Genomic DNA, 13,424 nt, shown 5'->3' with positions numbered 1-13,424 from the left:
GATGAATCAGGACAATCTGATCGAAATCCGCAACCTGTCGGTCGAGTTCGTCAGCGGCCAGAAAACCCAGCGCGTGGTCGAAGGCATCAGCTTCGACATTCGCAAGGGCGAGACCCTGGCCCTGGTAGGGGAAAGCGGATCGGGCAAGTCAGTCACCGCCCATTCGATCCTGCGACTGTTGCCCTACCCGCTGGCGCAACACCCCACCGGCACCATTCAGTACGCTGGCGATGAGCTGCTGACGGTGAGCGAAAAACGCATGCGCGCCATCCGCGGCAACCGTATTGCGATGATCTTTCAGGAACCGATGACCTCGCTGAACCCGCTGCAGTCCATCGAAAAGCAGATCAACGAAGTGCTCGGCCTGCACAAGGGCCTGACCGGCAAGGCGGCCACACGGCGCACGCTGGAGCTGCTGGAGCTGGTGGGCATCCCTGAACCGCTCAAACGCCTCAAGGCCCTGCCCCACGAGCTCTCAGGGGGGCAGCGTCAGCGCGTAATGATCGCCATGGCCCTGGCCAATGAGCCGGAACTGCTGATCGCTGACGAGCCGACCACCGCGCTGGACGTCACCGTCCAGCTGAAAATCCTCAAACTGCTCAAGGAATTGCAGGCCCGTCTTGGCATGGCATTGTTACTGATCAGTCACGATTTGAACGTCGTTCGACAAATTGCCAACCGAGTATGTGTCATGCAGCGCGGTTGCATCGTCGAACAGGCATCGTGCGAAGAACTGTTCCGCGCACCGCAGCATCCGTACACCCGCGAATTGCTCGGGGCCGAACCCAAAGGGGGGCCGGCGGACAACGTTCCGGGGGCGCCGATGCTGGAAGTCGAGGACTTGAGGGTCTGGTTTCCGATCAAGAAAGGCGTGTTCAAACGCACCGTCGATCACGTCAAGGCCGTGGACGGCATCCACTTCAGTCTGCCCAAGGGCCAGACGCTGGGGATCGTCGGCGAAAGCGGCTCAGGCAAATCGACGTTGGGCCTGGCGATTCTGAGGTTGATTCGTAGCGAAGGCGAGATACGCTTTCAGGGCGATTCGCTGGCCTGCCTCAAGCAGGATCAGGTACGCCCGCTGCGGCGGCAGATGCAAGTGGTGTTTCAGGACCCGTTCGGCAGCCTGAGCCCGCGCATGTCGGTGTGTGACATCGTTGGCGAAGGCTTGCGCATTCACAAGATCGGCACGCCCGCGGAACAGGAAGCGGCGGTGATCGCAGCGCTCAAGGAAGTGGGTCTGGACCCGGAAACCCGGCACCGCTACCCTCACGAGTTTTCCGGCGGGCAGCGGCAAAGGATCGCCATCGCACGGGCATTAGTGTTAAAACCGGCGCTGATTTTACTGGACGAGCCGACTTCGGCCCTCGACCGGACCGTTCAGCGCCAGGTGGTGGAGCTTTTGCGCTCCCTGCAAGCGAAGTACAACCTGACGTATTTGTTTATCAGCCATGACCTGGCGGTAGTCAAAGCGCTGAGCCACCAGCTGATGGTGGTCAAGCAAGGCCAAGTGGTCGAACAGGGTGCGGCAGAAGACATCTTCGCCGCACCGCAACATCCTTATACACAGCAGTTGCTGGAGGCCGCTTTTCTGGCACCGGCAACTGTCGATTAACCTGAAGAGGAACAAACCATGGGTTTTCTCGCCGGTAAGCGCGTCCTGATCGTCGGTGTCGCCAGCAAACTGTCCATCGCATCCGGTATCGCTGCCGCCATGCACCGTGAAGGCGCTGAACTTGCCTTCACCTACCAGAACGAAAAACTCAAGGGTCGCGTCGAAGAATTCGCCGCTGGCTGGGGTTCGAACGCTGACCTGTGCTTCCCTTGCGACGTGGCCAGCGACGAAGAAATCGCCAAGGTCTTCGAAGAACTGAGCAAAAAGTGGGACGGCCTGGACTGCATCGTGCACTCCGTGGGCTTCGCTCCGGGCGACCAACTGGATGGCGACTTCACCCAAGCCACAACCCGTGACGGTTTCCGCATCGCCCATGACATCAGCGCCTACAGCTTCGTGGCCCTGGCCAAGGCCGGTCGCGAACTGATGAAAGGCCGCAACGGCAGCCTGCTGACCCTGTCGTACCTGGGCGCCGAGCGCACCATGCCGAACTACAACGTGATGGGCATGGCCAAGGCCAGCCTGGAAGCCGGTGTTCGTTACCTGGCACGCAGCCTGGGCCCGGATGGCACCCGCGTGAACGCGGTGTCGGCAGGTCCGATCCGTACCCTGGCCGCTTCGGGTATTTCGAACTTCCGCAAGATGCTGGCGGCCAACGAAGCGCAAACTCCATTGCGTCGCAACGTGACCATTGAAGAAGTGGGTAACGCTGGCGCGTTCCTGTGCTCTGACCTGGCATCGGGTGTGAGTGGCGAGATCATGTACGTCGACGGTGGTTTCAACACCACTGCGATGGGTGATCTGGAAGGCTGATGTTTTCAAGCTTTTCGCGATGACTGAAAGCCCCGGTTCTTTTGAGCCGGGGCTTTTTTGTTTGAAGAGCTGACGCTGTATCTGCGGGAGTGAATTCATTCGCGGAGAAGGTTCAGACGATGCAAATGTGGTGTCTGTACCGGCCCATCGCGAATGAATTCGCTCCCACAGGAATCTCCAGCGTGGAGCTTACCGATCCTGCGCTATTAACCTTGATCTTCTTATGCAACAGCTCAGATACCAAGGCACGTCCAACGCCAACCCAAAACCAAAAAGCCCCGATTCTCTCGAACCGGGGCTTTTTGTTTCAGCAAATATTACGACGAATCAGTACTTCTCGATCTTCGCAGCCGATTGCAGCTGTGCCTGATACGACTCGAAGTCCTGACGGCCTTCACGTGACGCCAGGAAGCGACGGTACTGGGTCTTCTCGGCATCGGTCGCTGGAGCCGCCTGATTCACGCCATTGAGGCGCACAACCACGAAGCTGCCATCGGCAGCGGTGAGGCTGCTGTAAACCGGCTTGTCCTTGCCCTCAGGCTTGGGCATACGGAACAGCGCCTGCAGCACCTGAGGATCAACACCCTCCTGACCACGGGACGCCGCTTCCACGACCTTCCAGTTCTGCCCTTCCTGCTTGGTGGCGGTGTACGGCACCTTACCATCGCGCAGACCCGCCAGCAGCGTCTCGCCCTTGGCCTTGATGGCCTCGCTCGCATGGTCCTTGGTCAACTGCGCACGAATCGCGCTGGAGACCGCTTCCAAAGGCAGCTGCTCAGGTTGACGATGCTCCTTGACGTGCACCACCACGATGGTTTCAGGGTCCAGCTCCAGCGCCGAGCTGTTGGACCCCTCTTCCATCACTTCAGGGCTAAACGCGGCCTGGATGACAGCGCGGTTGGCAGCGATGCCTTCGCCACCCTCGCGACCGAACGGTGCGGTGGTCTGAACCTTCAGGCCCAAGTCCTGCGCGGGTTGGGTCAGGTCAGACGCTTCGTATGCAGCGTCTTGCAGTTTTTTGCTGGCATCGACGTACTTCTGCTCGACCTGTTGGGATTTCAGGTCGTGGGTCAGTTTCTCTTTCAGGCTGGCGAAGGTTGGAACCGACGGAGCTTCTACGCCCAACAGCTTGATCAGGTGCCAGCCGAACTGGCTCTTAACCGGGGCCGATACCTGGTCCTTGTTCAACGCATACAGCGCGTCTTCGAAGGCCGGGTCGTAAACGCCCTTGCCCGCGTAACCCAGGTCACCGCCCTTGGCCGATGAACCCGGATCCTGCGAAAACTCCTTGGCCAGCGCCGCGAAGTCTTCACCCTTGGCCAGACGCTGCTGGATTTCTTCGATCTTCGCCTTGGCCTGGGCATCGGTGGCCTTGTCGTTGACTTCGATCAGGATGTGCGCAGCGCGACGCTGCTCGGCCAGGTTGGCGATTTCAGTCTGGTAGGCCGCCTGCAGGTCCTCATCCTTGACCGACACCTTGTCAAAGAAGGAAGACTTCTTCAGCTCGATGTAGTCCAGCACAACCTGTTCAGGGCTGAGGAATTCCTTGGCGTGCTGGTCGTAGTGCGCCTTGATCTCGTCGTCAGTGACTTTCACGTTGGAAGGATCGGCCGGCAGGGTCAGGGTTGCGAAATCGCGGGTCTGTTTTTCCAGACGGGCGAAAGCGTCGACCTGCGCGTCGGTAACGAACGCACTGCCGCCAATGCCTGCACGGATCTGGCCGATCAGCATTTCCTGGCCGAGGATCTGGCGGAATTGCATGCGGCTGTAGCCCAGTTGGCGAACGACCTGATCGAAACGATCAGCGTTGAATTTGCCGTCCACCTGGAATTCAGGCGTCAGCAGAATCTGCTGGTCAAGCGCGGCTTCCGAAAAGCTGAATTTGGCATCTGCCGCACCTTGCAGCAGCAGCTTGCGATCGATCAGGCCTTTGAGGGCCGAATCGCGCAGCATCTTTTCATTGAGCATCGCAGGATCGAAATCCTTGCCCAGCTGTTGCATGAGCTGGCGGCGTTGCATTTCAACGGCCTGCCCCAGATCGGCCTGAGTGATTTCATCGCCATTGACCTTGGCAGCATCCTGGCTGTGGCTGGTCGCCCTGAAAATGGCATCGAAACCCGTCAGGGCCATCAGCGCCATGACAACGCCGATGATGGTCTTGGCAATCCAGCCTTGTGAATTGTCCCTGATATTCTGCAGCATGCGTCCCCCAGAGGGTTGTACTCAACTCACCAAGCTGCGACACACGGAGCGGAGCGTGGGTGTATTCCGGATAGAAGAAAGGCGCATCCCAGGATGCGCCTTCTCGTAACGTGCAAAGCGGACGGGGTTCGATGTGCGTTCCCCGGAGGTGACAGGCCAGCGCTTGACCAACCGCACTTGCCGCTTCACGACCAGGACAGAGTTACGCTGTCCTGGGGTAGGCAAAGGTAGAAAGAAACTTAGTTGACCGCTTCTTTCAGAGCTTTACCGGCTTTGAAACCTGGCTTCTTGGCTGCCGGGATTTCCAGAGTCTTACCGGTCTGTGGGTTACGGCCGGTACGGGCAGGACGATCAGTAACGGAGAAAGTGCCGAAACCAACCAGTACAACAGAGTCGCCAGCCTTGAGAGCGCCAGTGACGGATTCGATTACTGCGTCCAGCGCACGGCCAGCAGCAGCTTTCGGGATGTCAGCGGATGCGGCGATAGCATCAATCAGTTCCGACTTGTTCACTCTAAGTCCCCTTATCTCTATCTATATTGAGTATATTTTCTAAGTTTTCTGGTAAAGCCAAACAAACGCTGAATGGCCTGCTGACGCTGGAAAGAGCCGCTTTATAACAAGGGCTCTAAAAAGCTGTCAAGGAAGGCCCCCCAGACTAATGCGTGCTAATTCTTTCCTTAGAGTCAGACTCGCGTTTTTCATCCTTCGCAACCATCTCCGGAGCCACATCCGGCAAGGGCTCCGGCGCGTATTGCAGCGCAATTTGCAGGACTTCGTCAATCCATTTAACAGGTTTGATTTGCAGGTCTGCCTTGATATTGTCGGGAATTTCCTTCAAATCACGTACGTTTTCTTCAGGAATAATCACCGTTTTAATTCCGCCGCGGTGCGCGGCCAACAGTTTTTCTTTCAAACCGCCAATCGCCAGCACCTGACCACGCAGGGTGATTTCACCCGTCATGGCCACGTCGGCACGCACCGGGATCTGCGTTAGCGCCGAAACCAGCGCCGTACACATACCTACGCCCGCACTAGGGCCGTCTTTGGGCGTTGCCCCTTCCGGCATGTGGATGTGGGTGTCGCGCTTCTCGTGGAAGTCCAGAGGGATACCCAGGCTCTTGGCGCGGCTGCGCACAACGGTCTGTGCAGCGGTGATCGATTCGACCATGACATCGCCCAGCGAGCCGGTCTTGATCAACTGACCCTTACCGGGCACGACGGCCGCTTCGATGGTCAACAGTTCGCCACCCACTTGAGTCCAGGCAAGGCCGGTCACTTGACCGATCTGATCCTGCTGCTCGGCCAGGCCGTAGCGGAATTTGCGCACACCCAGGTAGTTTTCAAGCATCGCGGCAGTGACGACCACGGCAAAACGCTTCTCGCCGGCGTGCTCCTTGACCGCCTTGCGGCAGACCTTGGCGATCTGACGCTCCAGGCTACGCACGCCCGCTTCACGGGTGTAATACCGGATAATGTCGCGGATGGCCTCTTCTTCGAACTCGACTTCGCCCTTCTTCAGGCCGTTGGCAGCGATCTGCTTGGGCGAGAGATATTTTGTAGCAATGTTGATCTTCTCGTCTTCGGTGTAACCCGGCAGACGGATCACTTCCATACGGTCCAGCAGGGCCGCAGGAATGTTCATCGAGTTGGCGGTGCAGAGGAACATCACATCCGACAGGTCGTAGTCGACCTCCAGATAGTGGTCGTTGAAGTTGTGGTTCTGCTCCGGATCGAGCACTTCGAGCAGTGCAGATGCAGGATCGCCGCGCATGTCGCTGCCCATTTTGTCGATTTCGTCGAGCAGGAACAGCGGGTTGCGCACGCCAACCTTGGTCATTTTCTGGATCAGGCGACCCGGCATCGAACCAATGTAGGTACGACGGTGACCACGGATTTCAGCTTCGTCACGTACGCCACCCAGGGCCATGCGCACGAACTTGCGATTGGTGGCGTGAGCGATCGACTCGGCCAGCGAAGTCTTGCCCACGCCAGGAGGACCCACCAGGCACAGCACCGGGCCACGAATTTTCTTCACGCGCTTTTGCACAGCGAGGTATTCGAGGATGCGCTCTTTGACTTCTTCCAGGCCGTAGTGATCGGCGTCGAGAATGTCTTCAGCACGCGCCAGGTCCAGACGCACCTTGCTCTGGGCCTTCCACGGCACCTGAACCAGCCAGTCGATATACGAGCGCACGACAGTGGCTTCGGCCGACATCGGCGACATTTGCTTGAGCTTGTTCAGCTCGGCGGTGGCTTTGGTCATCGCGTCTTTGGGCAGGCCGGCGGCATCGATGCGCTTTTTCAGCTCTTCGATTTCGTTGTGGCCTTCGTCGCTGTCGCCGAGCTCTTTCTGAATGGCCTTCATCTGCTCATTCAAGTAGTACTCACGCTGGCTGCGCTCCATTTGTTTCTTCACGCGACCACGGATGCGCTTCTCGACCTGCAGCAGGTCGATCTCGGCATCCAGCAGGGCCAGGACGTGTTCCACGCGACCGCCCAGCTCGATGATTTCAAGGATTTCCTGCTTCTGCTCGATCTTCAGCGCCATGTGGGCAGCCATGGTATCGACCAGGCGCCCCGGCTCATCGATGCTGTTGAGCGAGGACAGGACTTCAGCCGGGACCTTTTTGCCCAGCTGCACATACTGTTCGAACTGTGACAGCAGACTGCGCACGAACACTTCGGATTCGCGGTCAGGGGCGTCGGCTTCATCGATCAGCGCCACTTCGGCGCGGCAGTGGCCATCCACTTCGATGAAACGCTCCACAGAACCACGCTGCTCACCCTCGACCAGCACCTTGACGGTGCCATCCGGTAATTTCAGCAGCTGCAATACGGTTGCAATCGTACCCACGCTATAAAGAGCGTCTTCACCCGGGTCATCATCTGCGGGATTTCTCTGGGCGAGCAGCAGAATCTGCTTGTCGCCGGTCATCGCAGACTCGAGGGCCTCGATGGATTTTTCGCGACCCACGAACAGTGGGATCACCATGTGCGGATACACCACGACATCGCGCAATGGCAAAAGAGGCAGTTCAATGGTCGTCTTCATGATTTCGCCTCTACGGCGGCCTTAAGGCCATGGACAGATAGAAATGAGCTGAAAACCAAGATGGGGGTAGCTTTGCAAAAAAACAAGCGTCGGTTCGAGTTAATGCGAAAGAGCCGCTGAAACACGAAAGGGGCCCGAGGGCCCCTGTCGTTTTCCAGTCGCCCGGTGCGCCAGCCTGAAGGCTTACGCGTCGGGAGCCGCCTTGGCGGGTGGCTCGCTGTTCTCGTAGATCAGCAGCGGTTTGGAGGTACCTTCGATGACGCTCTCGTCGATCACCACTTTGCTCACGTCAGGTTGCGACGGGATTTCGTACATGGTGTCGAGCAGTACGCCTTCGAGGATGGAACGCAGACCACGGGCACCGGTCTTGCGCTCCAGCGCGCGACGGGCAACCGACTTGAGTGCATCGGTGCGGAATTCGAGGTCCACACCCTCCATTTCGAACAGCTTGCCGTACTGCTTGGTCAAGGCGTTCTTCGGCTCGGTCAGAATCTGCATCAGTGCAGCTTCGTCCAGCTCGTCCAGGGTCGCAAGTACTGGCAGACGGCCCACGAATTCCGGGATCAGACCGAACTTGACCAGATCGTCAGGCTCGACTTCACGCAGGGACTCGCCAACCTTCTTGCCCTCCTCCTTGCTGCGAACCTCGGCGTTGAAGCCGATGCCGCCCTTGGTGGAGCGATTCTGGATGACCTTTTCGAGGCCCGAGAATGCGCCGCCGCAGATGAACAGGATGTTGCGCGTGTCCACTTGCAGGAATTCCTGCTGCGGATGCTTGCGACCACCTTGCGGCGGAACGGAAGCCACGGTGCCTTCAATCAGTTTCAACAGAGCCTGCTGCACGCCCTCGCCCGAAACGTCACGGGTGATGGACGGGTTGTCGGACTTGCGCGAAATCTTGTCGATTTCGTCGATGTAGACGATACCCATCTGGGCCTTCTCGACATCGTAGTCGCACTTCTGCAACAGCTTCTGAATGATGTTTTCCACGTCCTCACCCACATAACCAGCTTCGGTCAGGGTGGTGGCGTCGGCGATGGTGAACGGTACGTTGAGCAAACGTGCCAGCGTTTCGGCCAGCAGGGTCTTGCCGGAGCCCGTAGGGCCGATCAGCAGGATGTTGCTCTTGCCCAGTTCAACGTCGTCGTTTTTCTTGTCGCGCTGGTTCAGACGCTTGTAGTGGTTGTACACCGCTACTGCGAGAACCTTTTTGGCACGCTCCTGACCGATGACGTACTGGTCAAGGATGCCGCTGATTTCTTTAGGCGATGGCAATTTATGCGCGCTGCTTTCTGCCTGTGCTTCCTGCACCTCCTCGCGGATGATGTCATTGCACAGGTCGACGCACTCGTCACAGATAAATACCGAGGGGCCGGCAATCAACTTGCGCACTTCATGCTGGCTTTTGCCGCAGAAGGAGCAATAAAGCAGTTTGCCGTTGTCCTCGCCGTTGCGGGTGTCAGTCATTCGATCGATCCAATCCGGTAGGCTTGCAACACAAGATGAAGGCAATTGCGGGCTTTTTCAAGTCCGCAGGTGGCACGGGAGTCCCGACCACCCGGGATTACTGCCATTCAAGCAATCATTTGATCATTTGACGTTTGTCGAGCACCGAGTCCACCAGACCGTATTCAGCAGCGCGCTCGGCGCTCATGAAGTTGTCGCGGTTGGTATCACGCTCGATGGTTTCCAGCGACTGACCGGTATGGTGCGCCAGCAGTTCGTTCAGGCGCTGGCGAATGTACAGGATTTCCTTGGCGTGAATGTCGATGTCCGACGCCTGCCCCTGGAAACCGCCCAGTGGCTGGTGAATCATCACGCGGGAATTCGGCAGGGCGAAACGCTTGCCCTTGGCGCCGCCCGCCAGCAGGAACGCGCCCATGCTGCAGGCCTGACCCATTACGGTGGTCGAAACGTCCGGCTTGATGAACTGCATGGTGTCGTAGATCGCCATGCCCGCAGTCACCGAACCGCCTGGGGAGTTGATGTAGAGATGGATGTCCTTGTCCGGGTTTTCCGCTTCAAGGAAGAGCAACTGCGCCGAGATCAGGTTGGCCATGTAGTCTTCAACCGGACCGACCAGGAAAATGACGCGTTCCTTGAGCAGGCGGGAGTAGATGTCATAGGCACGTTCGCCACGGGCGGACTGCTCGATAACCATCGGGACCAAGCCGCCAGCGGCCTGGATGTCAGAGTTCTGCTGAATATAAGAATTGCGGGACATGTCTCGCATTCACTCCCAAATAGTCATGTCTTGAATACGCATAAGCCAGCGCGAAGGCTGGCTTATGGTGTTTTCGAACGAGAGAAAGAAATCAGTCGGCTTGTGGAGCTTCAACCGGCTTGACGGCTTCTTCGTACGAGACCGCTTTATCGGTCACGCTCGCTTTCTGCAAAACAGTATCCACAACTTGTTCTTCCAGCACAACCGAACGCACTTCGTTCATCTGCTGTTCGTTCTTGTAGTACCAGGCCACGACCTGCTCTGGCTCCTGGTAGGCGGAAGCCATTTCCTGGATCAGCTCGCGAACACGGGCTTCGTCAGGCTTGAGGTCGAACTGCTTGACCACTTCAGCAACGATCAGGCCCAGCTCGACGCGGCGCTTGGCTTGCTCTTCGAACAGCTCGGCTGGCAGTTGGTCAGGCTTGATGTTGCCACCGAACTGTTGAACGGCCTGAACGCGCAGACGGTTCACTTCGTTTTCCAGCAGGGCCTTTGGCACTTCGATCGGGTTGGCAGCCAGCAGGCCGTCCATCACTTGGTTCTTGACCTTGGACTTGATCGCCTGACGCAGTTCGCGCTCCATGTTCTTGCGAACTTCGGTGCGGAAACCTTCCAGGGTCGCTTCCTTGATGCCGAACTGATTGAAGAAGGCTTCGTTCAGCTCTGGCAGGGTCGGTGCAGATACCGAAGTCACAGTCACAGTGAACTCAGCGGCTTTGCCGGCCAGTTCCAGGTTCTGATAGTCCTCAGGGAAGGTCAGGTTCAGAACGCGCTCTTCGCCGGCTTTGGCGCCAACCAGACCGTCTTCGAAACCAGGGATCATGCGCCCCGAGCCCAGTACCAGCTGAGTGCCGGTCGCCGAACCACCCGCGAAGGCTTCGCCGTCGATCTTGCCGACGAAGTCGATGGTCAGCTGGTCTTCGTTGGCAGCAGCGCGATCGACGGCTTCGTAACGAACGTTCTGCTTACGCAGGATTTCCAGCATGTTGTCCAGATCGGAATCAGCGACGTCAGCCGACAGACGCTCGACAGAAACGGACTCGAAACCGGCAACGGAGAATTCAGGGAACACTTCGAAAGTAGCGATGTACTCGAGGTCCTTGCCTTTTTCGAAGGTTTTTGGCTCAACGGAAGGTGCGCCAGCCGGGTTCAGCTTTTGCTCTACGACAGCTTCGTAGAAGGTGGCCTGGATCAGGTCGCCCAGGGCTTCCTGACGGGCACCGTCTTCATAACGCTGGCGGATCACGCTCATAGGCACTTTGCCTGGGCGGAAGCCCGGGATCTTGGCTTTACGTGCGGTCTGCTGCAGACGCTTGTTGACTTCGGTCTCGATGCGCTCAGCTGGCACGCCAATGGTCATGCGGCGCTCGAGAGCGGAAGTGTTTTCAACAGAAACTTGCATGGATATTCCTCGTTGCACAGACGTTAGCCGGCCGTTTCCGACCCCAGAATCAAGGGCAAGCATTCTAGTGGGTCAATCTCAAGAAGTCACCCTACTGAAGAAGGGTAAATACGGTGGAATGCAACCTGAAGGGAAAGGACGAAGATTCAAACCTTCGCAAGCGGTCTGGAACGCGCCCTGCGCCCCTCTATATAAAAGGAAGCGAGGCACGACCGAATGTCGATCCAACCCCCGGAAACACTCCGGAAAAGCCCGACATCAACAGCATGGCGGACTTGTTCCAGCGTGAAACCAATGCGCTGAAACAAAAAAAGCCGCACGGGGCGGCTTTTTCAACCCCTGAAAAGGCGATGCCTGTTCAGGGTTTTAACTGGTGCGGACGAAGAGACTCGAACTCTTACGCCTCGCGGCGCTGGAACCTAAATCCAGTGTGTCTACCAATTCCACCACGTCCGCGTTTGAAGCGCTTAAAGCAAAGGCGCCAGATTATGAATCTGGCGCCTTCTTCGAATATGGGGTGGACGATGGGGATCGAACCCACGACAACAGGAGTCACAATCCTGTGCTCTACCAACTGAGCTACGCCCACCATATTGCGTTGTTACTTACTTGTGCCAAAGCTGCCTTTAGTGGCGCACCCGGCAGGACTCGAACCTGCGACCATCCGCTTAGAAGGCGGATGCTCTATCCAGCTGAGCTACGGGCGCTTGGTTAATCTGCATTCTTTCGACTGCAAATTAAGAGCTTTCAATCACGCTGAGCCGATCTGAACTCTACCTGACTTAATCAACCTTTCGACTTGATGAACCGCTTCCGGCTTATCCTGTGTGGGGTTGTGCCCGACAAGTGCGACGAATCTTATAGACGGTCTCAAAGGTCGTCAACACTTTTTTCTAAAAAATTCAGATAATTAAAGGGCTTAGCTTATTAAGCGGACCAACCGCCTTTGCCCATCGGCCAGGTCATGCGAGAATGCGCGCTCTTTTTCCCTCCCTTCCGATGGTTAATCACGCGTAATGACTGCAAAACTAATAGACGGCAAAGCGATCGCAGCCAACCTGCGCCAGCAGATCGCCCAACGAGTTGCCGAACGTCGCGAGCAAGGGCTGCGCACGCCGGGCCTCGCGGTGATTCTGGTCGGCAGCGACCCCGCCTCTCAGGTTTACGTCTCGCACAAACGCAAAGACTGTGAAGAGGTCGGCTTCATCTCCCGGGCCTACGACCTGCCCGCCACTACCTCCCAGACCGAGCTGACCGATCTGATCGACAGCCTCAATGACGATCCGGCCATCGACGGCATCCTGCTGCAATTGCCGCTGCCTGAACATCTGGACTCCTCGCCGCTGCTGGAGCGCATTCGTCCGGATAAGGACGTCGACGGTTTCCACCCTTATAACGTCGGCCGCCTCGCCCAGCGCATCCCGCTGCTGCGCCCCTGCACTCCGAAAGGCATCATGACCCTGCTGGAAAGCACCGGTGTGGACCTGTACGGCAAGGATGCCGTGGTGGTGGGCGCGTCCAACATCGTCGGGCGCCCGATGGCCATGGAACTGCTGCTGGCCGGCTGCACCGTAACCGTGACCCACCGCTTTACCCAGGATCTGGCAGGCCATGTCGGCCGCGCCGATCTCGTGGTCGTGGCCGCTGGCAAACCGGGTCTGGTCAAAGGTGAGTGGATCAAGGAAGGCGCGATCGTGATCGACGTCGGCATCAACCGCCAGGACGACGGCAAGCTGGTGGGCGACGTGGTCTACGAGACCGCCCTGCCCCGCGCTGGCTGGATCACTCCGGTGCCAGGTGGCGTCGGCCCGATGACCCGCGCGTGCCTGCTGGAGAACACGCTGTATGCGGCGGAAACGCTGCACGGTTGATTGGCGTTGTGCGTAAGAGAACGGCGCCTGTTGGCGCCGTTTTTTTATGTGGGGGTTTTATCAGAGGTGGCGGGTCATTGAGTATTGCGGTGCCCTGGGGTGTTCTGGCTAACGCCAGACCTGTTTCGACTTCGTCGAGTTACTTTGTTTCGGCAAAGTAACCAAACCATGAACTGACCCCCAAAAGTTGGACAAAAAGCGCTAGAGGCTCATGGCCTGGGTTCGAAACTGCACCGGACTCAGGCC

General features: G+C 57.9%; 9 protein-coding genes and 3 tRNA genes. 3 read left to right on the top strand and 9 right to left on the bottom strand.

Features of this window, described 5'->3' with window-relative positions:
- Nucleotide 1: 1 nt before the first annotated feature.
- Together AC07V9_RS07600 and fabI are read left to right on the top strand one after the other, a co-directional pair.
- A complete protein-coding gene (locus AC07V9_RS07600) occupies nucleotides 2-1,612 on the top strand; it encodes an ABC transporter ATP-binding protein (protein ID WP_495015118.1) in 1,611 nt (536 codons plus the stop codon).
- An 18-nt stretch (nucleotides 1,613-1,630) separates the two neighbouring features.
- Nucleotides 1,631-2,425 carry an enoyl-ACP reductase FabI gene (gene fabI / locus AC07V9_RS07595; protein ID WP_495015117.1) on the top strand — a complete coding sequence of 265 codons (795 nt, stop codon included), beginning with the start codon at nucleotides 1,631-1,633 and terminating at the stop codon, nucleotides 2,423-2,425.
- 327 nt (nucleotides 2,426-2,752) lie between these two features.
- On the opposite strand, the gene AC07V9_RS07590 is transcribed toward fabI, so the two are convergent.
- From AC07V9_RS07590 to AC07V9_RS07550, 9 genes are all read right to left on the bottom strand, one after another.
- Nucleotides 2,753-4,627 carry a SurA N-terminal domain-containing protein gene (locus tag AC07V9_RS07590; RefSeq protein ID WP_495015116.1) on the bottom strand — a complete coding sequence of 625 codons (1,875 nt, stop codon included), beginning with the start codon at nucleotides 4,625-4,627 and terminating at the stop codon, nucleotides 2,753-2,755.
- A gap of 239 nt (nucleotides 4,628-4,866) precedes the next feature.
- Nucleotides 4,867-5,139, bottom strand: a complete 273-nt coding sequence (locus tag AC07V9_RS07585; protein WP_003183171.1) for an HU family DNA-binding protein — start codon at nucleotides 5,137-5,139, stop codon at nucleotides 4,867-4,869.
- Between the two features lie 145 nt (nucleotides 5,140-5,284).
- Nucleotides 5,285-7,681, bottom strand: a complete 2,397-nt coding sequence (gene lon, locus AC07V9_RS07580) for an endopeptidase La (RefSeq protein ID WP_495015115.1) — start codon at nucleotides 7,679-7,681, stop codon at nucleotides 5,285-5,287.
- Nucleotides 7,682-7,864: 183 nt separating this feature from the next.
- Entirely contained in the window at nucleotides 7,865-9,148 is a 1,284-nt protein-coding gene (gene clpX, locus AC07V9_RS07575) for an ATP-dependent Clp protease ATP-binding subunit ClpX (protein ID WP_495015114.1), read from the bottom strand.
- 115 nt (nucleotides 9,149-9,263) lie between these two features.
- Nucleotides 9,264-9,905: an ATP-dependent Clp endopeptidase proteolytic subunit ClpP gene (clpP, locus tag AC07V9_RS07570; protein ID WP_062390604.1), complete on the bottom strand. Its 642-nt coding sequence runs from the start codon at nucleotides 9,903-9,905 to the stop codon at nucleotides 9,264-9,266.
- 91 nt (nucleotides 9,906-9,996) lie between these two features.
- On the bottom strand, nucleotides 9,997-11,307 hold the full coding sequence (gene tig, locus AC07V9_RS07565; RefSeq protein WP_495015113.1) for a trigger factor: 1,311 nt from the start codon (nucleotides 11,305-11,307) through the stop codon (nucleotides 9,997-9,999).
- Between the two features lie 371 nt (nucleotides 11,308-11,678).
- Nucleotides 11,679-11,763 (bottom strand) — tRNA-Leu (locus tag AC07V9_RS07560).
- A 57-nt stretch (nucleotides 11,764-11,820) separates the two neighbouring features.
- A tRNA-His gene (locus AC07V9_RS07555) sits at nucleotides 11,821-11,896 on the bottom strand.
- Between the two features lie 41 nt (nucleotides 11,897-11,937).
- Nucleotides 11,938-12,014 (bottom strand) — tRNA-Arg (locus AC07V9_RS07550).
- Nucleotides 12,015-12,323: 309 nt separating this feature from the next.
- Here AC07V9_RS07550 and folD point away from each other — a divergent pair.
- Nucleotides 12,324-13,178 (top strand): bifunctional methylenetetrahydrofolate dehydrogenase/methenyltetrahydrofolate cyclohydrolase FolD, encoded by an 855-nt coding sequence (gene folD, locus AC07V9_RS07545; RefSeq protein WP_495015112.1) that lies wholly within the window; start codon nucleotides 12,324-12,326, stop codon nucleotides 13,176-13,178.
- Nucleotides 13,179-13,424: the final 246 nt, after the last annotated feature.

This window comes from Pseudomonas sp. GW821-FHT02A11, assembly GCF_059421985.1.
This window is presented reverse-complemented; position numbering and strand designations above follow the sequence as displayed.

Coding starts and splice junctions, on each gene's coding strand:
- AC07V9_RS07600 (WP_495015118.1), top strand. CDS start 2: ATGAATCAGGACAATCTGATCGAAATCCGCAACCTGTCGGTCGAGTTC.
- AC07V9_RS07590 (WP_495015116.1), bottom strand. CDS start 4,627: ATGCTGCAGAATATCAGGGACAATTCACAAGGCTGGATTGCCAAGACC.
- clpX (WP_495015114.1), bottom strand. CDS start 9,148: ATGACTGACACCCGCAACGGCGAGGACAACGGCAAACTGCTTTATTGC.
- lon (WP_495015115.1), bottom strand. CDS start 7,681: ATGAAGACGACCATTGAACTGCCTCTTTTGCCATTGCGCGATGTCGTG.
- folD (WP_495015112.1), top strand. CDS start 12,324: ATGACTGCAAAACTAATAGACGGCAAAGCGATCGCAGCCAACCTGCGC.
- fabI (WP_495015117.1), top strand. CDS start 1,631: ATGGGTTTTCTCGCCGGTAAGCGCGTCCTGATCGTCGGTGTCGCCAGC.
- tig (WP_495015113.1), bottom strand. CDS start 11,307: ATGCAAGTTTCTGTTGAAAACACTTCCGCTCTCGAGCGCCGCATGACC.
- clpP (WP_062390604.1), bottom strand. CDS start 9,905: ATGTCCCGCAATTCTTATATTCAGCAGAACTCTGACATCCAGGCCGCT.